The 25260-nt window shown below is 35.6% G+C and carries 22 protein-coding genes, 2 tRNA genes and 1 pseudogene; 7 read left to right on the top strand and 18 right to left on the bottom strand.

Annotation, left to right across the window (positions count from 1 at the left end; all coding sequences use genetic code 11):
- Window position 1 precedes the first annotated feature (1 nt).
- From MG292_RS01190 to MG292_RS01180, 3 genes are all read right to left on the bottom strand, one after another.
- Window positions 2-3307 carry an Ig-like domain-containing protein gene (locus MG292_RS01190; protein WP_264534514.1) on the bottom strand — a complete coding sequence of 1102 codons (3306 nt, stop codon included), beginning with the start codon at window positions 3305-3307 and terminating at the stop codon, window positions 2-4.
- Between the two features lie 36 nt (window positions 3308-3343).
- Entirely contained in the window at window positions 3344-3880 is a 537-nt protein-coding gene (locus MG292_RS01185; RefSeq protein ID WP_264534515.1) for an RNA methyltransferase, read from the bottom strand.
- Between the two features lie 74 nt (window positions 3881-3954).
- Entirely contained in the window at window positions 3955-4380 is a 426-nt protein-coding gene (locus tag MG292_RS01180; protein WP_264534516.1) for a DUF1573 domain-containing protein, read from the bottom strand.
- Between the two features lie 157 nt (window positions 4381-4537).
- Here MG292_RS01180 and mutS point away from each other — a divergent pair, with 157 nt between their 5' ends.
- The 4 genes from mutS (at window position 4538) to MG292_RS01160 (ending at window position 7895) form a co-directional block, all read left to right on the top strand.
- Window positions 4538-7144 (top strand): DNA mismatch repair protein MutS, encoded by a 2607-nt coding sequence (mutS, locus tag MG292_RS01175; protein WP_264534517.1) that lies wholly within the window; start codon window positions 4538-4540, stop codon window positions 7142-7144.
- Between the two features lie 146 nt (window positions 7145-7290).
- A tRNA-Gly gene (locus tag MG292_RS01170) sits at window positions 7291-7366 on the top strand.
- Between the two features lie 15 nt (window positions 7367-7381).
- Window positions 7382-7467: transfer RNA gene (locus tag MG292_RS01165), tRNA-Leu, on the top strand.
- Between the two features lie 80 nt (window positions 7468-7547).
- Window positions 7548-7895, top strand: coding sequence for a DUF1508 domain-containing protein (locus tag MG292_RS01160; RefSeq protein WP_264534518.1), 348 nt, complete (start codon window positions 7548-7550; stop codon window positions 7893-7895).
- Between the two features lie 83 nt (window positions 7896-7978).
- Here the strand turns inward: MG292_RS01160 and MG292_RS01155 are convergent, their stop codons facing one another.
- On the bottom strand, window positions 7979-8173 hold the full coding sequence (locus MG292_RS01155; RefSeq protein WP_264534519.1) for a PG1828 family lipoprotein: 195 nt from the start codon (window positions 8171-8173) through the stop codon (window positions 7979-7981).
- 182 nt (window positions 8174-8355) lie between these two features.
- Window positions 8356-9582, bottom strand: a complete 1227-nt coding sequence (locus MG292_RS01150; protein WP_264534520.1) for a 3-deoxy-D-manno-octulosonic acid transferase — start codon at window positions 9580-9582, stop codon at window positions 8356-8358.
- A gap of 152 nt (window positions 9583-9734) precedes the next feature.
- Between MG292_RS01150 and MG292_RS01145 the strand changes: the two genes are divergently transcribed.
- Window positions 9735-10868, top strand: a complete 1134-nt coding sequence (locus MG292_RS01145) for a DegT/DnrJ/EryC1/StrS family aminotransferase (RefSeq protein ID WP_264534521.1) — start codon at window positions 9735-9737, stop codon at window positions 10866-10868.
- 20 nt (window positions 10869-10888) lie between these two features.
- Complete coding sequence (galE, locus tag MG292_RS01140) at window positions 10889-11902, top strand: UDP-glucose 4-epimerase GalE (RefSeq protein ID WP_264534522.1); 1014 nt, start codon at window positions 10889-10891, stop codon at window positions 11900-11902.
- Window positions 11903-11976: 74 nt separating this feature from the next.
- Here galE and fabD read toward each other — a convergent pair whose 3' ends face one another.
- The 7 genes and pseudogenes from fabD to MG292_RS01105 form a co-directional block, all read right to left on the bottom strand.
- Complete coding sequence (gene fabD, locus MG292_RS01135; RefSeq protein WP_264534523.1) at window positions 11977-12849, bottom strand: ACP S-malonyltransferase; 873 nt, start codon at window positions 12847-12849, stop codon at window positions 11977-11979.
- Window positions 12850-12909: 60 nt separating this feature from the next.
- Window positions 12910-13626 carry a pirin family protein gene (locus MG292_RS01130; RefSeq protein ID WP_264534524.1) on the bottom strand — a complete coding sequence of 239 codons (717 nt, stop codon included), beginning with the start codon at window positions 13624-13626 and terminating at the stop codon, window positions 12910-12912.
- A gap of 12 nt (window positions 13627-13638) precedes the next feature.
- On the bottom strand, window positions 13639-13962 hold the full coding sequence (locus MG292_RS01125; RefSeq protein WP_264534525.1) for a DUF6370 family protein: 324 nt from the start codon (window positions 13960-13962) through the stop codon (window positions 13639-13641).
- Window positions 13963-13975: 13 nt separating this feature from the next.
- Window positions 13976-15838 (bottom strand): peptidase U32 family protein, encoded by a 1863-nt coding sequence (locus tag MG292_RS01120; RefSeq protein WP_264534526.1) that lies wholly within the window; start codon window positions 15836-15838, stop codon window positions 13976-13978.
- Window positions 15839-15994: 156 nt separating this feature from the next.
- Entirely contained in the window at window positions 15995-16351 is a 357-nt protein-coding gene (locus MG292_RS01115; RefSeq protein WP_264534527.1) for a bleomycin resistance protein, read from the bottom strand.
- A 78-nt stretch (window positions 16352-16429) separates the two neighbouring features.
- The gene (locus MG292_RS01110; RefSeq protein ID WP_264534528.1) at window positions 16430-17617 is read right to left on the bottom strand and encodes a pyridoxal phosphate-dependent aminotransferase; all 1188 of its coding nucleotides are present in this window, start codon (window positions 17615-17617) and stop codon (window positions 16430-16432) included.
- A 64-nt stretch (window positions 17618-17681) separates the two neighbouring features.
- A pseudogene (locus MG292_RS01105) lies at window positions 17682-18778 on the bottom strand (fatty acid desaturase family protein).
- A 106-nt stretch (window positions 18779-18884) separates the two neighbouring features.
- On the opposite strand from MG292_RS01105, the gene rsmG reads away from it, so the two are divergent.
- On the top strand, window positions 18885-19514 hold the full coding sequence (gene rsmG, locus MG292_RS01100; protein WP_264534530.1) for a 16S rRNA (guanine(527)-N(7))-methyltransferase RsmG: 630 nt from the start codon (window positions 18885-18887) through the stop codon (window positions 19512-19514).
- Window positions 19515-19652: 138 nt separating this feature from the next.
- On the opposite strand, the gene pruA is transcribed toward rsmG, so the two are convergent.
- The 6 genes from pruA to map form a co-directional block, all read right to left on the bottom strand.
- Window positions 19653-21278: an L-glutamate gamma-semialdehyde dehydrogenase gene (pruA, locus tag MG292_RS01095; protein WP_264534531.1), complete on the bottom strand. Its 1626-nt coding sequence runs from the start codon at window positions 21276-21278 to the stop codon at window positions 19653-19655.
- Window positions 21279-21451: 173 nt separating this feature from the next.
- On the bottom strand, window positions 21452-21838 hold the full coding sequence (gene apaG, locus MG292_RS01090; RefSeq protein WP_264534532.1) for a Co2+/Mg2+ efflux protein ApaG: 387 nt from the start codon (window positions 21836-21838) through the stop codon (window positions 21452-21454).
- 86 nt (window positions 21839-21924) lie between these two features.
- Window positions 21925-23178 (bottom strand): type IX secretion system plug protein, encoded by a 1254-nt coding sequence (locus MG292_RS01085; RefSeq protein WP_264534533.1) that lies wholly within the window; start codon window positions 23176-23178, stop codon window positions 21925-21927.
- A gap of 52 nt (window positions 23179-23230) precedes the next feature.
- Complete coding sequence (locus MG292_RS01080) at window positions 23231-24001, bottom strand: class I SAM-dependent methyltransferase (RefSeq protein WP_264534534.1); 771 nt, start codon at window positions 23999-24001, stop codon at window positions 23231-23233.
- Between the two features lie 18 nt (window positions 24002-24019).
- Window positions 24020-24394 carry a GxxExxY protein gene (locus MG292_RS01075; protein WP_264534535.1) on the bottom strand — a complete coding sequence of 125 codons (375 nt, stop codon included), beginning with the start codon at window positions 24392-24394 and terminating at the stop codon, window positions 24020-24022.
- Window positions 24395-24440: 46 nt separating this feature from the next.
- On the bottom strand, window positions 24441-25259 hold the full coding sequence (gene map, locus MG292_RS01070; protein ID WP_264534536.1) for a type I methionyl aminopeptidase: 819 nt from the start codon (window positions 25257-25259) through the stop codon (window positions 24441-24443).
- Window position 25260: the final 1 nt, after the last annotated feature.

The raw sequence follows: 25260 nt of genomic DNA, 5'->3' as shown, positions 1-25260 counted from the left end.
GTTATCTTTTTAATGAAAAATGCCCTCTTTTTTCTTGACTTGTTGGGTCTAATTTTAAAACAAACCAATAATCAGAAGATGGAAGTTCTTGCCCATTAAAACTGCCATCCCAACCTGTACTTCCTGGAGTTAATTCTTTGATTAATTTTCCGTAACGGTCAAAAATTTTGAGGTCTGAATTTGGATAGGATTCCATTCCTTTTACAATCCATACATCATTATAGCTGTCATTATTGGGGGTAAAAAATTTTGGAATACTTAATACAGTAATTTCTTTAGAAACCAATCCGCATCCTTTTTTATCATTGACTACAACTTGATGAATACCTCCAGGGACATTAGTAAAAAAATTAGAATCTTGCCAAACGCCATTTAAGTAGTCTATACTGTATTCATAATCGCCTTGTCCAGAAGCATTTACTGTGACTGTATTTATATCCGTTAGATCGGTTATATTTATTTGGGTAATGATTGCTTTGTTTGATGCGGTAACTGTTATAGTTCTAGTAGCGCTACAAGAAGCTGAATTAGTCACTTGAACAGTATAATTTCCTTCAGAATTTACGCCTAGAGTTGGAGTTATGGTGTTTAGATTGACACTGTTTTTTGCCCAATTATAAGTGTAATTGTTAGGCAAGGAGCCATCTAAAATACCAGGGTCTAAAGTGACGAAAAATGTTGGATTATCTGAACAAATTAAATTGGTTGAATTGAGCTCAATATTGGGTAATTTTTCTACGTTCAAGTTGATGTATGGACCTAATCCTACACAACTATTATCCAAATTGCTTTCTATTCGGATCCAAAGCGTTTGAAAATTGGGATATCCAATATTTCTGTAGTTGGTAATTGTTGAAATGGCATTAGTTTGCGACAAGGCATCTGCTTGAGTTCTGTAGTAATTAATGGTATAGGTTTGGTTTGAAGGTAATTGAGATAAGATAATTGCTTTAGATGGAGAAAGATCAAAACTCGCGATCCCATCCGAATTACTATTGCTAGCTGTGTCGTTACCATTGGCGTCTAAAAAATCATCACAAACAGAATAGGTAAAATTTGTTGCTGGATGAAAATTAGCAGTAGGAACGTTTAAGGTAATTTTACTCACGCTATGACAACCGTAGGAATTACTTATTCTAGTCCAAATGTTCATTGATGTAGGTGTGGTGTTTTCAAAAGCCAATTCGTTTGTGATTAAGTCAGCTGCTATATCGTTAATCGCTCCATTTAACGAGGTGTAATATTTGAAAGTTTCGTTTGTATAATTGGAAGAAATCAGATTATTATTTACTGTTAAATTAAAAGATGTTTTTCCATCCGAAATTAAATCAGTGTCACATTGCGTAATTGTAATATCATTTACTGTTGGTAAAGCGTTAACAGTAACTGTAATTTCGGCACGCGGTCCTTCACAAGCTGTAAATGTGTTGGTTTGACTGACATAATATTTAGTAATTCCACTAGAGGAGGTTATAGGAGTAGGACTGATAACACTTGAAGTTCCACCGCTTGACATAGTATACCAATTAAGTGTACTATTTGCATCAGCAGTTGCAGTTAAAGGTATGGCAGTAGTATTTAAACAATAGGCAACCGGAGTTACATTGGGAGTGTTTGGTAATGCGTTAATAGTAACTGTAATTTCGGCACGCGGTCCTTCACAAGCTGTAAGTGTGTTGGTTTGACTGACATAATATTTAGTAATTCCGCTAGAGGAGGTTATAGGAGTAGAACTGGTAGCACTTGAAGTTCCTCCGCTAGCTACTGTGTACCAATTGAGCGTGCTATTTGCATCAGCAGTGGCTGTTAAAGGTGTTGCGATATCATGTAAACAATAGGAAATGGGAGCTACACCAGGAGTAGTTGGTAATGCGTTAATAATAACTGTAATTTCGGCACGCGGTCCTTCACAAGTTGTTAGTGTGTTGGTTTGACTAACATAATATTTAGTAATTCCGCTAGAGGAGGTTGTAGGCGTAGGACTGGTAGCACTTGAAGTTCCTCCGCTAGCTACTGTGTACCAATTGAGCGTGCTATTTGCTTCAGCAGTTGCGGTTAAAGGTGTTGCACTATTGTTTAAGCAATACGAAATAGAATTAGTAGTACTCGGATAATTAGGTAGGGATATTATTGTTGCTTTAACTTCTGTTCTTACAGTACATTCTGATGTTGTTACATAGTAAGAAGTAGTGTTACTGAGTGTAGGAGTAGTGTAATTTGTTCCAGTTCCTAATACAGTTCCTCCTGTACTGGTATTGTACCAACTAATTGTTCCAGAAGAAGCTGTTGCGCTAAGTGTTACACTGCCTGGTCCACAATTTGAAGCTGGATTGGTTGCAGTAATTTGTGCTGCAATTGAAAGTGTGGTACTGGCTGAAAGCTGCAGTGTAGGATCTCCGGGCATCCCTCCGTATTCTACAATATAGCCTTTGGGCTGGTAGGAACCACTAGATGCTCCTGTATTAGATAAGTCATTCCACGATCCAGGAAATCCAACTCCTGGCGCAGTGATGTGTGCATAGTCTTCATCTCCAGCGTTATTAGGTTCGCCTGCATTCCAGTTTGCATACGACATAATAGTGCCTGCTTCAGGACCAGTTACCCATTTCCATACTCCTTCGACAGCTTCATCTGTTGCACCAATCCATCCTGTTCCAGGAGCTTGTTTTCCCGCTAATTGAGCTTCGTCAGCTGCGGTAAGAGTGGCTAGATACCCTTGTAAGCCGTAAAATGATTTTAATGAAGCGGCCGTTTTGGCATCAGACCAAGTAATACCTAAACTTGGGAAATATTGGTAATAATGGCCATTTCTTGGTAAATAATTAGCTTGTCCATTCCCTAAAGAAATAGAAAAGCTCCGAGTTCCAGATGGATTAGGAGAGGAATTGTAGTAGGCAACATCTTTAATTGCCGCTTCAAATTCAGAATAATTAACAGGTGTTCCTGCTATAGGACTCGATAAGGTTAGTTTTCCTTCTGTTGCATTCCAGGACGAGGTAATCGTAGGGTGTGAGCTAGTATTAGTTAATAGTAATTGGTCAGTTCCAATTACATAGCCACCAGCAATTTGAATATAAACGGCTTCGGTTGTAGGGTCGGCAACATCATGAGTAATAGTTACTGTTGTTGCAATTTTAGTTTGAGTAAGAGGGCAATAGGCTGTGTTTCCTGTTGCGGTTATTGTGGGAGCTGCTATAGAGGTTGATTTTTTGATGGGGGGATCCAAAGAGATACTTTTGGAATAACCTATTTGGATTCCAATTAATATAAGAAGTGCTAAGAAGAGTGGGGTGTTTCTTTTCTTCATGCTATAAATATAGTATTTTCAGTAAATTGGTTCTACTTATTTTGAAAAATGTAATTTTTTAAACAAATCCCAAACAACAATCCCTGCACTAACGGAAATATTTAGAGAATGTTTTGTTCCTAATTGCGGGATTTCAATAGCGCCATCACAAAGGGCTACGGCTTCTTGGGCTACCCCAAAAACTTCGTTGCCAAATACCAGCGCATATTTCTGATTGTTTTCAACTTCAAAATTTTGAAGAAAAATAGCGCTTTCGACTTGTTCGATTGCAAAAGTCTGAATTTTTTCTGCTTTTAGTTTTTGGATAACATCCAAAACATTTTCGGCATGTTCCCAAGCTACAGTTTCAGTAGCGCCAAGGGCGGTTTTATGAATTTCTTTATTAGGTGGGGTAGCAGTGATACCACACAGGTAGATTTTTTCAATTAAAAAAGCATCTGCAGTTCTAAAAACAGAACCAATATTGTGTAAACTGCGAATGTCATCCAAAATCAAAATCAAAGGTGTTTTTGCTGATTTTTTAAAATCTTCAATTGATTTTCTGTCGAGTTCGCTGTTTTCTAATTTTCTCATAGTAGTCAGAAGTAGTAGGTAAAAAAAAAGCTTCCGTGAAAGTAGGAAGCTTTTGTGTTTATTTTGAAATAAAATTAGCTTTTTGCTGCAGCCGCTACAACATTCCCCTTAATAGTTAAAACTTTAGTTGGTTGACCTGCTGCGTTTGATGAAATAGTAACTGTTTTTGTAAATGGCCCCACTCTATTAGTGTCATATTTTACACCAATAACTCCTTTTGCTCCAGGAGCAATAGGTTCTTTTGGACTAGAAGGTACTGTACAACCACAAGAACCTTGTGCATTAGTAATTACTAAAGGGGCATTACCATTATTAGTAAATACGAACTCGCGTTTTCCATCAGCATTTTGATTAATTGTACCGTAATCAATTACTTCGTTTGCAAAAACCATTCCTGCTCCATCTACTTTAGCAGTTTTTGCAGTGATTTTTTTGGTTTCTTGAGCATTTGAAGCCACAGATCCTAATACTAACAAGGCTAAGATAATTATTCTTTTCATAATTTATTTAATTAAAATTTAAATAACAAAGCTAAAAAAAAATGTAAAACTAAATCATAAAATTCCCTTAAAAATAGATAAAACTTTAGAACAGTTTATTATTCGCTATAAAATCTATAAATTCGCTCACATATTTTAATCGATTAAAAAAAATAAATTGGCAGCTAAAGAGAAAGTAGTAAAAGAAACTCCTTTAATGAAACAATACAACGAAATCAAGGCAAAATACCCTGATGCGTGTTTGTTGTTTCGAGTAGGAGATTTTTACGAAACATTTGGAGAAGATGCGATTCGAGCTTCAAAAATTTTAGGAATTATATTGACCAAAAGAGGAGCTGGTTCTGAAACCGAAACGGCTTTGGCAGGATTTCCTCATCACTCTCTTAATACCTATTTACCTAAGTTAGTCAAAGCGGGTTTGCGTGTTGCTATTTGTGACCAATTAGAAGATCCAAAAATGACTAAAACCATCGTGAAACGTGGGGTTACGGAGCTTGTTACACCGGGTGTTTCGATGAATGATGAGGTGTTGCAAGCCAAAGTCAATAATTTTTTGGCCTCAATTTATTTTACCAATAAAAACATTGGGATTTCATTTTTAGATGTATCTACAGGAGAATTTCTTACTGCTCAAGGGAATGTGGAGTATATTGATAAATTGTTGCAAAATTTTAGTCCGAGCGAAGTTCTAGTTCCAAAAAATAATAAAAATGATTTCAAAGCTGCTTTTGGGGAGGATTATCATAGTTTTTATTTAGAAGATTGGTTGTACAAAGAAGACTATGCTTTTGAAACCTTGACGAAACATTTCCAAACAGTTTCCTTGAAAGGTTTCGGGATTGAAGAATTGAAAGAAGGAATAATCGCTGCGGGTGCGATCTTGTATTATTTGTCTGAAACACAGCACAACAAAGTACAACATATTACGTCTATTCAACGAATCGCTGAAGATGCCTACGTTTGGATGGATCGTTTTACGATTCGTAACTTAGAATTGTACCACAGTTATAATCCGAATGCAGTTACTTTACTAGATGTGATTGACAGAACGCTTTCTCCAATGGGAGGGCGTTTGTTAAAACGTTGGTTGGCTTTGCCATTAAAAGATGCTGCTAAAATTCAAAGTCGCCATCAAGTAGTGGCGTATTTGAAAGACAATCAAGAAATTTTAAAAAACATACAATCGCAAATCAAACAAATTTCAGATTTAGAACGTTTGATTTCGAAAATTGCGACAGGAAAAGTATCGCCACGCGAGGTTGTGTATTTAAAAGAATCATTAGACGCTATACTTCCTATTAAAACTTTGGCTTTACAAAGTCCACAAGAAGCGGTTAAAGTAATTGGCGATAGTTTGCATAGCTGTGATTTGTTGCGTGAAAAAATAAAAACCACGCTGAATCCAGAAGCTCCTGTGGCTATTGCCAAAGGAAACGCGATTGCGGTAGGTGTGAATGCCGAATTAGACGATCTGCGCGCTATTTCTATTTCGGGGAAAGAGTTTTTAGAAGGAATTGAAAAAAGGGAATCTGAAAGAACAGGAATTTCTTCTTTGAAAATCTCGTTCAATAATGTTTTTGGGTACTATATTGAGGTCAGAAATACGCACAAAGATAAAGTGCCTGAGGAATGGATTCGCAAACAAACTTTGGTAAACGCAGAACGATATATTACCGAAGAATTGAAGGAATACGAGACGAAAATTTTGGGAGCTGAAGAGAAAATCCACAAAATAGAATCCGAATTATTTGAACAATTAGTACAATGGATTGGTACGTATATCAAACCGGTTCAAATGAATGCCAATTTGATAGCGCAATTGGATTGTTTGTGTTCATTTACCCAATTGGCAATTGAAAATAAATATGTTTGTCCAGAAATTGATGATTCGTATGAATTAGAAATTAAAGAAGGAAGACATCCTGTGATTGAGAAACAATTGCCTGTGGGAACACCTTACATTTCTAATGACGTATTTTTGGATAGAGAAACACAGCAGTTGATTATGATTACGGGACCTAATATGTCGGGTAAATCGGCTATTTTACGTCAAACTGCTTTGATTGTGCTCTTGGCTCAAATGGGAAGTTTTGTTCCGGCAGAGAGCGTACGAATGGGAATTGTAGACAAAATTTTCACCAGAGTAGGAGCAAGTGATAATATTTCGATGGGCGAGTCGACTTTTATGGTTGAAATGAATGAAACGGCCTCTATTTTGAACAATATTTCAGACCGAAGTTTGGTGCTTTTAGACGAGATTGGAAGAGGAACAAGTACTTATGATGGAATATCGATTGCTTGGGCTATCGCTGAATTTTTGCATGAACATCCTACGCAGCCTAAAACGTTGTTTGCTACACATTATCATGAGTTGAATGAAATGAGTGAATCGTTGCCGAGAATTCAGAATTTTAATGTGGCAGTAAAAGAATTGAAAGATACCGTTCTTTTTGTTAGAAAGCTGGTTAAAGGAGGAAGTGCGCATAGTTTTGGTATTCATGTAGCTAAAATGGCAGGAATGCCTCAAATTGTAATTTTGAAAGCGCAAAAGCTATTGAAGAAATTAGAGAAGAACCATTCAAATGAGGCGCTTAATGGCATCAAAGAAATTAAAGAAGAAATGCAAATGAGTTTTTTCAATTTAGATGACCCGCTTTTAGAAGAAATTAAAGAAGAAATTCTAAATTTAGATATCAATACCATTACGCCAATGGAAGCTTTGATGAAGTTGAATGAAATAAAAAGAATGCTGACTAAAAAATAGTTTTGATTTTAAAGGTTACGTTATCAGAAGATTACCTTTTTGGGGCTATTTTTTTAAAGAAAAGGCTTGTGTAATTGAATTAATGTATTAAATTTGCATCCGCAATACAGAACAAGTATCGCGATTCTTTCATAAGAATTGAAAATGCGAAAATAGCTCAGTTGGTAGAGCGCGACCTTGCCAAGGTCGAGGTCGCGGGTTCGAGCCCCGTTTTTCGCTCCAACAAGACCATATAATGCTCGGATGGTGAAATTGGTAGACACGCTGGACTTAAAATCCAGTGAACAGCAATGTTCGTGCGGGTTCAAGTCCCGCTCTGAGTACTAAAGCCTCTTCAATTGAAGAGGCTTTTTTTATTTTTATAGATAAAACGATAGATGTGGTTTTTAGAATAGTATAGAACATGGGGACTTTTGTAATTACAAAACGATTTAACGACGAATATAAGTTTGTATTTGCTTCTAGAAAAGGAAAAACAATCTTTACAAGTTTGAGTTACGAATTGAAATTTGAAGGAGAAGAAGCTATTGAAAAATTTAAGGCCAATATTGATTTAGTTACATTCTTAAAATTTAAATCGCCTAAAGGGAAGTTTTATTTTAAACTACTTTTGGATGGTGTGCATTTTGCAACTAGTAGAAAATACACGACCGAGTTGCGGCTTCAAAAAGGAATTGATGAAATTGTGAAATATGCTGGACAATCTGATGTACTTGATTTTTCGGTCAATGATGTCGTTTTTTCGGATTAAAAATACGTTGGATTCAACTTTATTAAATAAAAAAAGCCGTTACACTATGTGTACGGCTTAATTTTTTCTGTGTCGTAATTTAATTACTTTGCAGCAGCAGCAGAATCAACTGGAGCAGCAGCAGAATCAACAGCAGCAGCAGCAGTATCAGTTGCAGCAGAATCAACAGCTACAGCAGTAGTATCAGCAGCTACTTCTTCAGCAGGAGCTTCAGCTTTTTTACAAGATACAACAGTTAATACAGCAACAACAGCTAAACTTAAAAATACTTTTTTCATCTTACTTTATTATAAAAGGTTAATTATTAATTCGTGGCAAAGATATAAAATTTTTAATATGTAAAATATTTTTTCATTTTTTTTTTAAATAATATTCGCTAATAGTGTTATTTTTTGGTCAAAAGAACTTCTAATTGAGAAAATACCCTATGTATATTCAAAAAAAGGAAAATTATTGAGCCCTAGATGTATTTGAGAATTTGATTCACAGCACCTTTATTTTTTTGTACAAATTGTGCGCAAATTTTACCCATTTTAATTCGTTCAGATGTATTTGCAATTAAATTTTCTAATGATTTATTGAGTTCTGTTTGGTTATTTATGGTGATACATCCTTTCAGGTCAACTAAGTCGATAGCTTCGGCAAAATGAGAATAATGGGGGCCAATAATTATCGGGATACCAAAGGTAGCAGGTTCTAGGATGTTATGAACGCCGGGATGTCCAAATCCACCACCCACATAAGCAATATCGGCATAGCTGTATATTTTAGTTAAAATTCCAATAGTATCAATAATAAAGACATTATAATCAGCAAGATTTTTATCTTCTTTTTCTGAGAAAAAGACGACCTTTTTAACACAGTTTGTTTTTAATTGTTGAATTTGTTCTCGCTTAATATTGTGTGGTGCAATAATGTATTTACAGTTAGTGGGACTAGAATTAATGAAATTTAGAAGTAATTCTTCGTCTTTTGGCCATGAACTTCCGATCACAATAGTTGTTGTATTGTTTTTGAATGTTTCAATAAAATCCAATGTATTGTCTTTTTCTAGAATAGTTGCTACTCTATCAAATCGTGTGTCTCCAGAAACTACCGCATTGTTTTTGCCTAATTGATGAAGTAGTTGTAATGAACTTTCGTTTTGCACAAAAAAGTAAGTAAATGCTTCCAACGCTTTTCTGTAAAATCCACCATACCATTTAAAGAAAGCCTGTTTTTCTCTAAAAATACCTGAAATCAGGTAGGTAGGTATTTGTTGTTTTTTTAATTCGTTTAAATAATTAGGCCAAAATTCATATTTAATGAAGAACACCAAGTCAGGATGTGCTAACTGAATAAATTTTTTAGCATTTTTCATCGTGTCTAAAGGTAAATAAACGGTTGCATCTGCTACGGTGTTGTTTTTGCGAACTTCATAACCAGAAGGAGAGAAAAAGCTAACGATGATTTTATGGTTGGGGTGGTTCTCCTTCATTTTTTCAATCACGGGTAATCCTTGTTCGTATTCTCCTAATGAAGCAGCATGAAACCAAATCGTTTTGTCGTCGGGTTTGATTTTGGATTTTAAGGTTGAGAATACGTCTTTTCTTCCAGTAACAAAAAGATTAATCTTTGGTATAAAAAAAGCAAAGATTTGTAATAATAGCCCTGCTATTGAAACAATTACACTATAAATTAAAAGCATACCCGATATTTTGGTGCTAAAATACAGTTTCTTTATTTTATTTTGATTGGTTGGAACTTTTTAAATGCCTATTTTTGTTTTTCGTTTTACGAATAGACGCAATTTAATTGGAATTTTAACTCAAAATTTTCCAATCATTAAATAAAAAGTAAATGAAAAAAATTCAAATGGTTGACTTGAAAAGTCAATATGATGCGATAAAAGAGACAGTTAATGCTTCTATTCAAGAAGTTTTAGATACAACTACTTACATCAACGGGCCTCAAGTTCATTCGTTTCAAAAATCGTTAGAAGATTATTTAGGTGTAAAACATGTTATCCCTTGTGCAAATGGAACCGACGCTTTGCAAATTGCGATGATGGGCTTAGGTTTACAACCAGGGGATGAGGTTATTACGGCTGATTTTACTTTTGCTGCAACGGTTGAAGTAATTGCTTTGTTGCAATTAACACCTGTTTTGGTCGATGTAGAGATGCACAATATGAATATCGACATTAACAAAATTAAAAAAGCAATTACTCCTAAAACGAAAGCCATTGTACCGGTTCATTTGTTTGGTCGTGCCGCTAATATGGAAGCCATTATGGCTTTAGCCAAAGAACATAATTTATATGTTATTGAGGATAATGCGCAGGCCATTGGAGCCAATTGTAAATTTTCTGATGGTACAAAAAAGAAAGCGGGAACGATAGGTCATGTGGGGGCCACTTCTTTCTTTCCTTCTAAAAATTTAGGCTGTTATGGTGATGGAGGAGCAATTTTTACTAATGATGATGCATTAGCACATACACTTCGCGGAATTGTTAATCACGGAATGTATGAAAGATACCATCACGATGTAGTGGGGGTAAATTCTCGATTGGATAGTATTCAAGCAGCTGTGCTAAATGCAAAATTACCCTTGTTGGATCAATACAATAAAGCAAGACAAAACGCCGCAAGAAAATACACTGCAGCTTTAGAAGGTCATAAAAACATTATCGCGCCTAGTATTTGTGATATCTGTGATTGTCACGTTTTTCATCAATATACGTTGCGAATTATTGATGCCGACAGAAACGGTTTGATGCAATATTTATTAGATAAGGGAATCCCATGTGCTATATATTATCCCATTCCACTACACAGTCAAAAAGCCTATGCTGATGCACGCTATAAAGAGGAAGATTTCCCAGTTACCAATCAATTAGTAAAAGAAGTGATTTCGTTACCTATGCATACAGAATTAGACGATGAACAGATTAAATTCATCACAGATAGTATTTTAGAGTTTTTAAATAAATAGGCGCAATACCCAAAAAGCAAATGAAAATACTAGTAACAGGAGGGTTAGGATTTATTGGTTCACATACAGTTGTAGAACTTCAAAACGAAGGTTTTGAAGTCATTATAATTGATAATTTATCCAATACTTCATTGTCTGTTTTGGATGGAATTCAAAATATTACGGGTAAAGTTCCTGCCTTTGAACAATTAGACTTACGCGACAAAAATAAAGTACAAGATTTTTTTAAACGCCATACTGATATTGAAGGTGTTATTCATTTTGCAGCCTCTAAAGCGGTTGGGGAAAGTGTAGGCAATCCATTGTTGTATTATGAAAATAACATTAATGTGTTAGTGTATATTCTACAAGAATTGGAGAAAAATCATACCGCTAATTTTATTTTTAGTTCGTCTTGTACGGTTTACGGTCAAGCCGAAAAAATGCCTATTACCGAAGATTCATCGGTTCAAACTGCGCTATCTCCTTATGGTAATACAAAACAAATTGGAGAAGAAATTATTATAGATACCGCTAAAGTTACCAATGTTAATGCTGTTTTACTGCGTTATTTTAATCCAATAGGCGCTCATCCTTCAGCTGAAATTGGAGAATTACCTTTGGGAGTTCCGCAAAATTTAGTGCCTTTTATTACGCAAACTGGAATTGGATTACGTCAAGAATTATCCGTTTATGGAGACGATTATCCTACTCCAGATGGAACGGCGATTCGCGATTATATTCATGTAGTAGATTTGGCAAAAGCACATGTTATTGCAATGCAACGTTTATTGAATAAGAAAAATCAAGATAAAGTAGAAACCTTTAATTTAGGAACAGGGACAGGAAGTTCGGTTTTGGAAGTGATTCATGCTTTTGAAAAAGTAAGTGGACAAAAATTACCGTATAAAATTGTAGCGCGTAGAGAAGGTGATATAACAGAAGCGTATGCCAATACTGATAAAGCTAATACGGTTTTGGGATGGAAAGCACAATTCACTCTTGAAGAAGCTATGGCAAGTGCTTGGAAATGGGAACAAAAAATTAGAAGTTAATCATATTCTTAGTTCAATTAAAATAAAAATCCCAAACGAGTAGTTTGGGATTTTTATTTTTGAACACATTTTATTTACGCATTAGCAGTAATTGCTTCTTTGTCAATTTTTCCAATTAGACCAGCTAAAACTTTTCCGGGGCCAACTTCAGTAAAGCTTGTTGCACCATCTTTAATCATTTGTTGAACCGATTGTGTCCATTTTACTGGAGCTGTCAACTGAATGATTAGGTTTTTCTTAATTTCAGCTGGGTCAGAAACGGCGTTCGCCGTTACATTTTGATACACAGGGCAAATAGGAGTAGAGAAAGTAGTCGCTTCAATTGCGGCTGCTAGTTCTTCTCTTGCTGGTTCCATCATTGGGGAATGAAAAGCACCACCTACTGGCAAAATTAACGCACGTTTTGCACCTGCTTCTTTCATTTTTTCACAAGCTAGCTCCACTGCTTTGTATTCGCCCGAAATTACTAATTGTCCAGGACAGTTGTAATTAGCCGCTACTACAACACCATCAATAGAAGCACAAATATTTTCTACAATTGTGTCTTCTAAATTCAATACTGCTGCCATAGTTGATGGAGTAATTTCACAGGCTTTTTGCATGGCTAAAGCTCTTTGTGAAACCAATTTTAATCCGTCTTCAAAAGATAAAGTGCCATTGGCAACTAAAGCTGAAAATTCTCCTAAAGAGTGGCCAGCTACCATTTCTGGTTTGAAATCAGCTAAGGTTTTAGCTAAAATAACCGAATGTAAAAAAACAGCAGGTTGCGTTACTTTGGTTTCTTTTAGTTCTTCGGCAGTACCTTCAAACATGATGTCTGTAATGCGAAATCCTAAAATGTCATTGGCTTTTTCGAATAGTTCTTTTGCTAAAGGTGAATTCTCATATAACTCTTTACCCATTCCGGTAAATTGTGCTCCTTGTCCAGGAAATACGTATGCTTTCATAAGTTTTATTTCTGTTTATTTTCTCTAAAATTGATAATAGCAAAAGTACTATTTTTTGGTTTATTGTTCCATCGGAATTTCCATGATTAAAAAACGAGAATCTGAATTGGCTTTGATTTCGACTTCATCGGTTTCCCAAATTCCAATAGCATCTCTTTTTTCTAATTTTTCTCCATTCACTTCGATTTCACCTTCAATGTTCATGATGTAAAAACCATTTCCTTCTTTTTTTAGTGCCAATTTTTTAGACAAGTCTTTGTCAAAGTCACCTAAGTAAAACCAAGCGTCTTGATGTATCCATACACCTTCATCATCTGGATTTGGCGATAAAATTTGAGCAAAATTATTTTTTTGCTTAGCGGTATCTAAAGTAATTTGTTGGTAACGCGGCTCCACATTTCTGTATTTTGGGAACAGCCATATTTGAAAGAGTTTAGTTTGTTTATCTGCATTAGGATTGAATTCGCTATGTTGAATACCAGTTCCTGCACTCATCACTTGTACATCGCCTGTTTTAATTGTTGAGGCGTTGCCCATGCTGTCTTTGTGAGCCAAATCGCCTTCTAATGGAATCGTGATGATTTCCATATTGTCGTGTGGATGCGTGCCAAAACCCATTCCGGCAGCAATTGTATCGTCATTCAAGACACGAAGCATACCAAATTGGATACGTTCTGGATTATACCAATTGGCAAAGCTAAAACTGTGATAGGCATTGAGCCAACCGTGATCAGCATGACCTCTTGAACTCGCTTTGTGTAAAATAAAATTTTCCATATTGATTTGGATTTAAAGTTTTTTTAGCGGTAGTAATTTAAAGTAAGTTACAACAAATTTGTTGTCTTTTATTTCACCAATTACCTCTGCTTTGCGAATACTAGCACAAAAACCATCATCTGCATGAGCATCTCCGTGGGCATCTATATTGGTGCCTTCTACAAAATAGGATTTTCCATCAATTCGAACGGCTAAGTCACAACTTTTTCCTTCCATTTTAAATTGGCATTGGCCACAAGAGGCTTCTACAATTTGAATTTTTGAATTTTCTTTTTTGTCTTGTGCCAAAATTACGGCGCTACTTAAAACAAATAAAAAAGTTAGTAATTTTTTCATAAGCTATTGTTATTTAATCTTCCTCTTCAATTTCAAATTCAGCATCTTTTTCCCAGATTTCCATTTCGCAAGGTTTGCAATTGAATTTGAGTTTGTACTCGAGTTCGCCTTGTTTTAAAACCAAAGGTTCTTTGACTTTTTTGTCGCGGTGCTCAGGATGGTATTTTGGACAACGCTCCAATTCGTATTTGATGCAATATTTGGTCGTCATTACACGAGATTTACCCGGATCCCATTGCAATTCAAAAGCTTTTTCAATTTCGGTAACGCCGTGACGTTCGTAGAATTTTCGTGCCAATTTATTGGAAACATTATACGTGAAATCCAATTGGGCCACAGGAAACGGATGATTGGTTTTTACGATTTGGTGTTCCTCTCGCTTGTAATTGGCTAGACGAATTTCGGTCAATTGCTCGTATACGGTGCGACGCATTTCGTTGACTTTTGAAATCGGCAAAAACCAATTTTCTGAAAACTGAATTGTAATTTCGTCTGCTGTGTAAGGTGTAAAACCCGTTTTGGCTAACTGTGTTTTGATGTTTTCTTCTATGGACAAATTATTTTTGGTGGTTTCTTTGGCATGTTCCAATTGGACATTGCTTACATAACCATCTTCATCAGTTGCGGTGAGTACAAAACCAGTTTCGTTTTCGGTTAAAACCAAAGATGTACTAATTTTTCTCACGGCACTGTCTTCGCGCTCTACAATTTTGATGAAAGCTGCGTCGTTGTTTCGGTAAATGAAAGTTCCGTCTTTGATTTCTTTTAAAACGTTGGGGTAAATAATGCCGTTTTCGGCCTTGTTTACATAAATTCCGTCAGCTTCGTTGTTCTCGTTTATAAAACACAAACCATCGCCATTGTTGAGTAAATGACCATTCTCAATTTCGTAGGAGTTGCCAATAGTTCGGATCAATTTTCCAATATATTGTCCTTTGGATTTTGGGCTTTCCCAAGAACCGATGGATTGGTGTCTTTCGTTGACGAAATAGTCAGTGTAACCACGGTTGAAAGTGCGGTTCAACTCCGAATCGAAAGTGAAGGTACATTTACCCGAAGACGCTTTTGTATAATTGGGATTTTGTTCTAAGAAGGCGTCTAGTTTTTTTCTAAGGAACGACACATTATTTTTAACATAAACAATGTCTTTCAATCGGCCTTCAATTTTAAAAGATACGATTCCAGCTTCGATCAAGTTTGGGATTTGGTCGGTTACATCAAAATCTTTGATGGAAAGCAAGTGACTGTTTTTGATTAAGGTTTCGCCGTGACCGTCAATTAAATTGTAGGGCAAACGGCAGTTTTGAGCACACGAACCTCGATTGGCAGAACGTTCGCCATTGGCCACACTCATATAACAATTCCCGCTAAAGGAAACACACAAAGCGCCCGTTACGAAGAATTCCAATTCGACATCGGTTGCTTCGCTGATTTCTTTGATTTGGTGTAAGTTCAATTCTCGTGCTAAAACTACACGTTTGATTCCTGCATCGGCAAGGAATTTAATATTTTTTGGATCTCGGTTATTGGCTTGGGTACTGGCATGTAACACAATAGGGGGTAGCTCCATCTCCATAATTGCCATGTCCTGAATAATCAAAGCATCCACCCCAATGTGGTACAATTTCCAAATCATTTGGCGACAGGTTTCAAGCTCGTTGTCGTATAAAATGGTATTGATTACTACAAAAACTTGGGCGTGATACAAATGGGCATATTGAACTAAGGCCGCGACATCTTCGATGGAATTGTGAGCGTTGGAACGCGCTCCAAATTGTGGAGCTCCAATATACACAGCATCGGCACCGCTATTGATAGCAGCCATACCATGCAATAAGTCTTTGGCAGGCGCTAGTATTTCGATTTTCTTTTTCATTATTGGATTACTTTCTTTTAGAAAAATAAGGCTGCAAATTTCTTATAAATAATTGAGATTTTTGGAAAAAGTTTTTGGTTTCAGAGTTTCAGGTTTCAGGTTTCAGGTTTCAGCGTTTCAAAGTTTCAAGTTTCTTTACTATCACGTATTACTAAACTAAACACTTTCTCCAAAAGTCAATAGATTATGATCGGGATCGAGGAGAGAGAATTCTTTTTGTTTCCAAGGTTTGGTTTCAAGCTGTCCTGCGGGATGAATGGCTACATTGTTTGCTATAAAATGATTGTATATGTCTTCTATATTTTTCGTACGGATGTAGACTTGTCCATAATTTTCCATTGGATTTAGATTGGGGAATTCAAAAAAATGCAATTGAATTTCGTCTTTTTGCAACATTAAATAGCTCTCAAAGTCAGCACTGCCAAAAACTTCAAAGTCCAATTGGTTACAATAGAAATCTTTGGTTATGGCTTTATTGCGCATCGGAAGTTTGGGGTGGGTTTGTTTGAGCATTTTAGTTGATTTGTTATTGTAAAAATAGGAAAAAGCCCCAAGTTTCCTTGAGGCTTTGATAGTTTTTTAAATAGTGTTTTATGAAAGCGCTTCTTTGATTCGGCGTAAGGCTTCTTTTAAAATATCTTCGCTAGTAGCATAAGAGAAACGAATACAGTTTGGGTTTCCAAAAGCATCTCCTGTTACGGTAGCTACATTGGCTTCGGCTAAAAGGTACATAGAGAAATCGTTAGCGTCTTTAATTTCAGTTCCTCTTAGGGTTTTCCCAAAGAAAGAAGAAACGTCTGGAAATACATAAAAAGCACCTTCTGGAACGTTGATTTTCATTCCTGGAATCTCTTTGATTAATCCCACTACTAAATCTCTACGGCTATGGAAGGCATCTACCATGTGCTTCAAAACGGATGGATCAGCATCTACTGCAGTAATGGTAGCGCGTTGAGCCACAGAGTTAGCTCCACTAGTTACTTGTCCTTGAATTTTAGTACAGGCTTTGGCGATGAATTCTGGTGCGCCAATGTACCCAATTCTATATCCTGTCATGGCGAATGCTTTGGCAACTCCATTTACAGTGATCGTTTTTTCTAACATTCCTGGAATAGAGGCAATACTGCAAAAAGTTCCAGAAAAATTAATGTGTTCGTAAATTTCGTCAGCAACCACATAGATGTTTGGATATTTTTCTAACACTTTGGCCAAAGCAGTTAATTCTTCACGGCTATATACGGAACCACTTGGATTACATGGCGAACTGAACCACATCATTTTTGTTTTTGGTGTGATTGCGGCTTCTAGTTGTGCTGGTGTGATTTTGAAATCAGACTCAACAGAAGTTGGAACTTCTACAGGAACTCCTCCTGAAAGTTTCACGATTTCGAAATAAGAAACCCAATACGGTGCTGGTAAAATTACCTCGTCTCCGTCGTTTAACATTACTTGAGCAATGTTATATAGTGATTGTTTTGCTCCTGTCGAAACTACAATTTGCGATGGTTTGTAATCCAAATCGTTGTCTCTTTTGAATTTTCTACAAATAGCTTCTTTTAATTCTACATATCCATCTACTGGAGAGTAGGTGCTGTAATTTTCGTCAATGGCTTTTTTTGCGGCTTCTTTGATGAAGTCTGGCGTATTAAAATCAGGTTCGCCTAAACTCAAACTGATAATGTCTTTTCCTTGTGCTTTTAATTCTCTGGCTAAAGCGGCCATGGCTAAAGTTTGTGATGTAGCCAAATTGTTAATTCTGTCTGAAAGTGGATTGCTCATTTTCTAATTGTATTGAATAGTCTAATTTGTAGTTGTTAAATTAGGTTTTAGTTAGTATTTGTTTTTATGCACTTAATTCGGGTTTCATTCCTAAATTTTTTAAATGGGTAAAATGTGAAAGTATGGCTTCTCGTGTGGTTTTAAACTCATGATACGGAAGGTTACATTCTTTAGCGGTTTGTTTGACAAACTCAGCTATTTTACTATAATGGATATGAGAAATATTTGGGAAAATATGGTGTTCGATTTGGTGATTTAAACCACCTGTATAATAATTCACTAGCCAATTTTTAGGAGCAAAATTAGCCGTAGTATATAATTGGTGGATGGCCCAGGTGTTTTCTATTTCGCCTTCTTCGTTTGGTATTGGATTTTCTGTTTCATTAACTACGTGAGCCAATTGAAAAACAATACTCAAAATCAATCCAGCAGTGTAGTGCATTACTAGAAAACCTACAATTACTTTCCACCACGTGATGCCTAAAACCATTGGAATTACTAACCAAATAGAGAAATAAATAATTTTTGTAATGATTAAAGTAGTCCAACGAATAACTGGTTTTTTGAATTCGCCATACGACAAATTGCGTTTTAAATAGCGTTTCATTTGAAGAAAATCAGTAGTGATTGCCCAATTGAAAGTCAATAAACCGTATAGGAAAACAGAATAATAATGTTGGAATTTATGGTAGCTATACCATTTTGCAGTTTTAGAAAATCGCAAGATGCGACCTGCTTCTAAATCTTCATCATGCCCCAAAATATTAGTATAAGTGTGGTGTAACACATTGTGTTGTACTTGCCAGTTGTACACATTTCCTGCCAAGATGTAAATACTACCCCCATAAATTTATTGACCCAAGATTTACTCGAATATGCCCCGTGATTGCCATCGTGCATTACGTTCATTCCCACACCAGCCATACCTACTCCAATAACAAAATTCAGTAACAAATAAACCCAAAACGGCATATCCATAGCTAACAAGAAAAAATACGGTGTCAGGAAAATAGAGAACATTACAACTGCTTTGAGATGCAATTTCCAGTTTCCGGTTTTGTCAAGATTGTTTTCTTTGAAATACGTATTGACCCGCGAGTTTAATGTTCTAAAAAATTTTAGATCGTCTTGCTTTGCAAATGTTGGAGCGGTGTTTTTCATAAACTTGTGTAATAATCTACAAAGATACTTATTAAAAATTTTCGATGTGCAAAAATGAACTACTATTTCCAATCTAAAAAGAGTACTTTTGTTAAAAATTTTTAAAATGGAAGCAATTCTGAAGCATTTTCCAAATTTAACTGAAGTTCAAAAAGAGCAATTCCGTCAGTTAGATGTATTATACCACGATTGGAACGAAAAAATTAATGTCATTTCCCGAAAAGATATTGATGCGTTATATACCAAACACGTTTTACATTCTTTAGGAATTGCTAAAATTCAGCCGTTTGCTCCAGGTACTTTTGTGTTGGATGTAGGAACAGGAGGCGGATTTCCAGGTATTCCGTTAGCGATACTTTTTCCAGAAACTCGTTTTTATTTGATTGATGTGATTGCTAAAAAAATAAAAGTAGTTCAAGCAGTGGTTGATGCTTTAGGACTGGAAAATGTGAAAGCAGAACAAATTCGTGCCGAAAATGTAAAAGGTGATTTCGATTTTATCGTTAGTCGGGCGGTAACTAATATGCCTGATTTTGTTTCTTGGGTGAAAACCAAAATCAAAAAACAACACAAACACGAACTGAAAAATGGTATTCTTTACCTCAAAGGTGGCGACTTAACCGAAGAATTGAAAGATTTTCCTAAAGCGACCTTGTACGACTTAGCCGATTACTTTGAAGATGAATTTTTTGAAACCAAGAAAGTCGTGCATTTACCTTTGAAATTTACGATTTAAGATATACGATATACGATTGTAAATAGTTACAATAAAAAAAACCACAAATTGAAATTTCAATTTGTGGGTTTTTTATATCGTACCTCGTATAACGTATATCGTATATCGTACCTCGAATATCGTACTTCGTATATCGTCTTATCCTAAAAACGGATATCTGTAATCTTCGGGAGCTACTAAAGTTTCTTTAATAGTTCTTGGCGACACCCAACGCAATAAATTTAAGGCAGATCCGGCTTTGTCATTAGTCCCTGAAGCTCTAGCGCCACCAAAAGGTTGTTGTCCTACAACAGCTCCTGTTGGTTTATCATTGATGTAGAAATTTCCAGCTGCATTTTGAAGTGCTACAGTTGCTTCTTCAATAGCATAACGATCGGTACTGAAAACAGCTCCAGTTAAAGCGTATTCAGAAGTCGTATCTACTAATTTTAGAGTTTCAGACCATTGCGCATCTTCATACACATAAACGGTGATCACTGGACCGAACAATTCGGTTTCCATAGTAGTATATTTTGGATTGGTAGTTACAATTACCGTTGGTTCAATAAAATAGCCTTTTGATTTATCGTAATTTCCTCCTATAATAATTTCGGCATCGGCATCTTTTTTAGCTTGGTCAATGTAACTTGCTAATTTGTCAAAAGACCCTTCGTGAATCACCGCCGTAATGAAGTTAGAAAAATCTTCTGGAGATCCCATTTTCATTGACTTTACATCCGTAATTACTTGTTCTTTTACAGCAGGCCATAAACTTTTTGGAATATAAGCTCTAGAGGCTGCAGAACATTTTTGTCCTTGGAACTCAAAAGCCCCACGCACAATTCCTGTAGCTACTTGTTTTACATTTGCCGAAGGATGTGCAATGATAAAATCTTTTCCTCCTGTTTCTCCTACAATTCTTGGGTAGGTTTTATAATGATGGATGTTGGTTCCAATTTTAGCCCAAATATCTTTAAAAACATGAGTCGAACCTGTAAAATGAACTCCAGCAAAATCACGACTTGCCAAAACTGTATCGGTCACCATTAACGCATCTCCAAAAACCACATTGATTACACCATCAGGTAAACCCGCTTCTTTGAAAATGTCGATAATAATTTTAGCAGAGAAAACTTGGCTGTCGCTTGGTTTCCAAACCACAACATTTCCCATCATGGCAGCACTAGCCGGTAAATTAGCGGCAATGGCTGTAAAGTTGAAAGGAGTAATAGCGTAGATGAAACCTTCTAATGGTCGGTATTCTAAACGATTCCAAACAGACGAATCAGATTTAGGTTGGTCACTATAAATTTGTGACATGAATTCTACGTTAAATCGCAAAAAGTCAATTAATTCACAAGACGCATCGATTTCGGCTTGGTGAATTGTTTTAGATTGTGCAATCATCGTGGCGGCATTGATTCTGGCTCGGTAGGGTCCGGCAATCAATTCGGCCGCTTTTAAGAAAATAGCAGCGCGTTGTTCCCAAGCCATGTTAGCCCAAGCTTGTCTGGATTCCAAAGCATTTGCAATGGCTTTTTCTACATGTGATTTCTCAGCCAAATGGTAGGTTCCAACAATGTGTTGGTGGTCGTGAGGTGCCGACATGGTTCTGGTATTTCCAGTTCTGATTTCTTCACTTCCAATATACAATGGAACGTCGATAGTGGTATTCCACATTTTTTTATAAGCTTCTAATACAGCTGTTTTTTCAGCAGAGTTAGGGGCGTAACTTTTTACGGGTTCATTTACCGCTTTGGGTACTTGAAAAAATCCTTTTAACATAACTTTGATATTAAAAAACCTGTTAGTTTAACAGATTTGAATTAGAAAATCAATAATTAAATTTATTCTGAATCTTGCGAATAATTTAAACTTATACAAAAGTACAAAGGATAATTCAATAAAAAAGATAATTGGAACTAATAAATTAAAATTTATTCAACAAAATAAAAAAATTAATTAAGAGCAAAAGGAGCACTTAGTCTAAAAGAAGGGACAATTACTTTAAAAGTCTTGGTTGTGGTGAAATTAATCATGTTGAAATGTCCTTTCATCGCACCATGCGGAGATGATAGTAAACAGCCTGAACTATAGGTGTAAAATTCGCCTGGTTTTAATACTGGTTTTTTGCCAATAACACCTTCGCCATCTACTATTTCTAATTCGTTCAATGAGTCAAAAATTTCCCAATGACGAGAAACTAACTGTACAGAATCTTTACTGTGGTTTTCGATTTTGATTTCATAACTAAAGGCAAAATGGATTCGATAGTTTTTGAAGTAAGTACCTTCAAAACTAGTCAAAACTGAAATTTTAATACCTCTTGTTATTTGAGAAACCATAGGAAATTGTTACTGAAAATCAAATCTATTGTTACAAAATTACAAAAAAATGATTTTGCTTCAACAATTTGATTGGAAAATGTTTTTTAATTGATTATATTTAAGGAAGTTGCGGTTCCTTTTCCTATTACATGGTCATATCGATCGGTGTTTTCTCGGTAATATACAAGAACCGTATATTCGTTTTCCGTTTGATAAAAATTACCGTCAATGGCATTTTCTAAATCAATAGTTCCGTTGGGTTTCACTGCTGAATATTCAAAATTTGTAAATCCTTGTTTGATTAAAATGGCTTTTTCATAAATCCCTTTTTCAGTATTGTACTCCATTTTGTTTTCAGGAGTGAGGGCATAATTATTAAACATTCCAGTTACATAAATTGCTCCATCAGAACTTCTAAAAAGTGGTGCTGAAAGACTAAAATATATCCAAGAATAATCGGCTTCAATTTCACTGTTTTCGGCAAATAATCGACGGACTACGAAGTTGCCATTGACATCGGGCCAGTTGTAATAATTGGAATTTGCGCGTGCTTCATTAGTAAATAAATAGGTACTATAAATGTCTTTTTGACTGTCAATTCGAGAGATGTTGTTGCTTGCTACTCGAATTTCTTTGTTGTCAAAATACAGAAATTCGTTTCCAGCCCAAAATTGAGTTGGGGCGTCGTATTTGTAAACCAAATCATTGCCCATTGTGTATTGTGGAGTAATATTGCTGATTGCAGTGTGGAATTTTCCATTTTGAATCAAGACTGTTTTTACGTTTTTTAATGGGTTTTGGAACGTAATTACATTGGATTTGATGGTGAATTCTAAATTGTGTTTAGCGTCTAAATTAGTTACAGTTCGCGCTCTTTTGACCTGCATAGGAACAGTGACTAAATCTTCGTACACAATAAATTTTCTAGAGAAAACGACTTCTTTGTCTTCATTTAAAATTTTCAGAATGTAATTGCCGCTGATTTTTAGTTGGGTGTTGTTATTAGGGAAATTTAATCGGTAGTGGGTGTAAATCTGCAAGCAGTTAAATGAACTTGCGGATTCCTGAATTCGCTGGTTGTCAAATCCCTGTAAATACTCTCTTTTTTGTAAATCAGAGGGATTCCAGTTGTAATCACAATGAATGATTTCGTAAAAATAAGAAGCGTCATTCCCAAAAAGATCGTCAAATTGTAATTGAAATGCATCTCCTAGTTGGAAAATAGGTACTACATTTTGATTGTTTTGTACAAAAGAAATGGTCTTAATGTGGTAGGGAGGTACAATTTCTTTTTCTACTTGAGCTGTTGCCAAAGTAAATACAAAAAAGAGTAGTGTTTGAAATAAATAACGAGTCATAATTGTCATCAGAATTACGGAAATGTAAATATAAACAATTACTGGTTGTTAATTATTTGAAACAAACCGGTATAATTTCGCCAGGTGCTAAACAGTACTTTGTGACTAATTCTGGACTTATTTTTTTGGTATAATCTTCTTCAACTACAGTAAATCCAATACTTCGTAATTTGTCGAAATAATCGCGTCCATATACTCTAACGTGGTCGTATTGTCCGAAAATCGCAGCGCGTTCTTTTTCATCAGTAATGGAATCGTCAGAAAAAGTAGTAGCTCGATTTAAATCTTGTGGAATTTGAAGAATGGCCATTCCTCCTGGTTTTAAAACGCGATACAATTCTTGCATGGCTTTGGTGTCGTCAGGAATATGTTCCAAAACATGATTACAAAATAGCACATCGTATTGATTGTCTTCAAAAGGCAGGTTACAAATATCTGCTTTTACATCGGCTAGAGGCGAAAATAAATCGGTAGTGGTGTATTGAATGTTTTTTTGCTTTTTGAAACGTTTGTAAAATTCTTGTTCTGGTGCAAAATGGAGTACATTTTTTTTCTCAGTTGCTGTAAAAAAATCGGTTTCATTTTGTAAATACAGCCATAATAAACGGTGTCTTTCTAACGATAGTGTACTTGGCGAAAGCACATTGTTTCTTTGCGTACCATAACCATAAGGCAAAAACATTCTAAAACTTTTTCCGTCAATTGGGTCGGTGAATGTGTTTCCTTTTAATAAAAATGCTAAAATAGGCCTTGCCACAATACTCAATCGAATTAAGACAGGGCGTGGGATGGTATTGAGGATAAATTTAAACACAGATTTCACAGATTTCGCAGATTTTAATTATAAAATGATTCGTTTGTATTTTAAGCTATCTTCTCCAAAATTGATTAATAATCCAATTTTATTCTTTGATGCCGCTAAATAATTTAAAGTTTGTTTTATTTCGCTACTTGATAAACTTTCAATTGCTTTTAATTCTAAGATAATTTCATCGTAAACCGTAAAATCAGAAAAATAATATCTAGGTAAAAGAATATCTTTGTATTCAATAGTGTATTTTTTCTCTCTTTCGTAAGGGATGTTATTTATTTTAAATTCATATTCTAAAGCATCTCCGTACGTATTTTCACTATGACCTCTGCCTAATATTTTATGGACTTCCATACACAAACCTATTATTTTATAGGTCTCATCTTTTAAATAGAAATTTTCCATAATTAGGGTTTGTGAAATCTGTGAAATCTGTGTTAGAATAAAATAGTTAAATCAAAGTTGGGTCTTTTCTAAATTCATCTTCCTCATTACTCACAATTCCTAAGGCGTCATAGATATATTTGAAAGTCGAAAGCAATTCAGGTTTTCCATCTACTAAGGCTACATCGTGTTCAAAATGTGCAGAAGGTTTGTTGTCAGCCGTGGTGATTGTCCAACCGTCTTTGTGTTGTTTGATATTTTTGGTGCCCAAATTAATCATTGGCTCGATGGCAACTACCATTCCTTCTATAAATAATTTTCCGCGGCCTTTTTTACCATAGTTAGGCATTTCAGGTTCTTCGTGCATTTTTTGTCCTAAACCGTGACCTACTAACTCGCGAACAACTCCGTAACCATGAGCCTCGGTATATTTTTGAATCGCATTACCCACATCTTCTACACGATTTCCTGCTCGAAATTCACGAATTCCAACGTACAATGATTCTTTAGTGATTTGTAATAATTTTTTGGTTTCGGGAGCGACTTCGCCCACTTCAAAAGTATAGGCATGATCGCCATGAAATCCGTTTTTAAAAGCACCACAATCTACTGAGATAATGTCGCCACTTTGTAAAGGGGTATTGTTTGGAATTCCGTGTACTACTTGCGTATTTGGACTCATACAAAGTGAATTTGGAAATCCGTATAGCCCTAAAAAACTTGGGATTGCTCCGTGATCACGAATGAATTCTTCGGCTAGTTTGTCTAAGTATAATGAAGTGACTCCTTCTTTGATTTCGGAAGCAATCATTCCTAAAGTTTTGGATACGATTAAAGCACTTTCGCGCATTAATTCGATTTCTTCACGTGATTTTACTATAATCATA

The sequence above is a fragment of the Flavobacterium keumense genome (assembly GCF_029866485.1).
Lineage (GTDB): Bacteria > Bacteroidota > Bacteroidia > Flavobacteriales > Flavobacteriaceae > Flavobacterium > Flavobacterium keumense.
The sequence above is the reverse complement of the archived record's forward strand: the minus strand, read 5'-3'. Positions and strand labels throughout refer to the sequence as shown.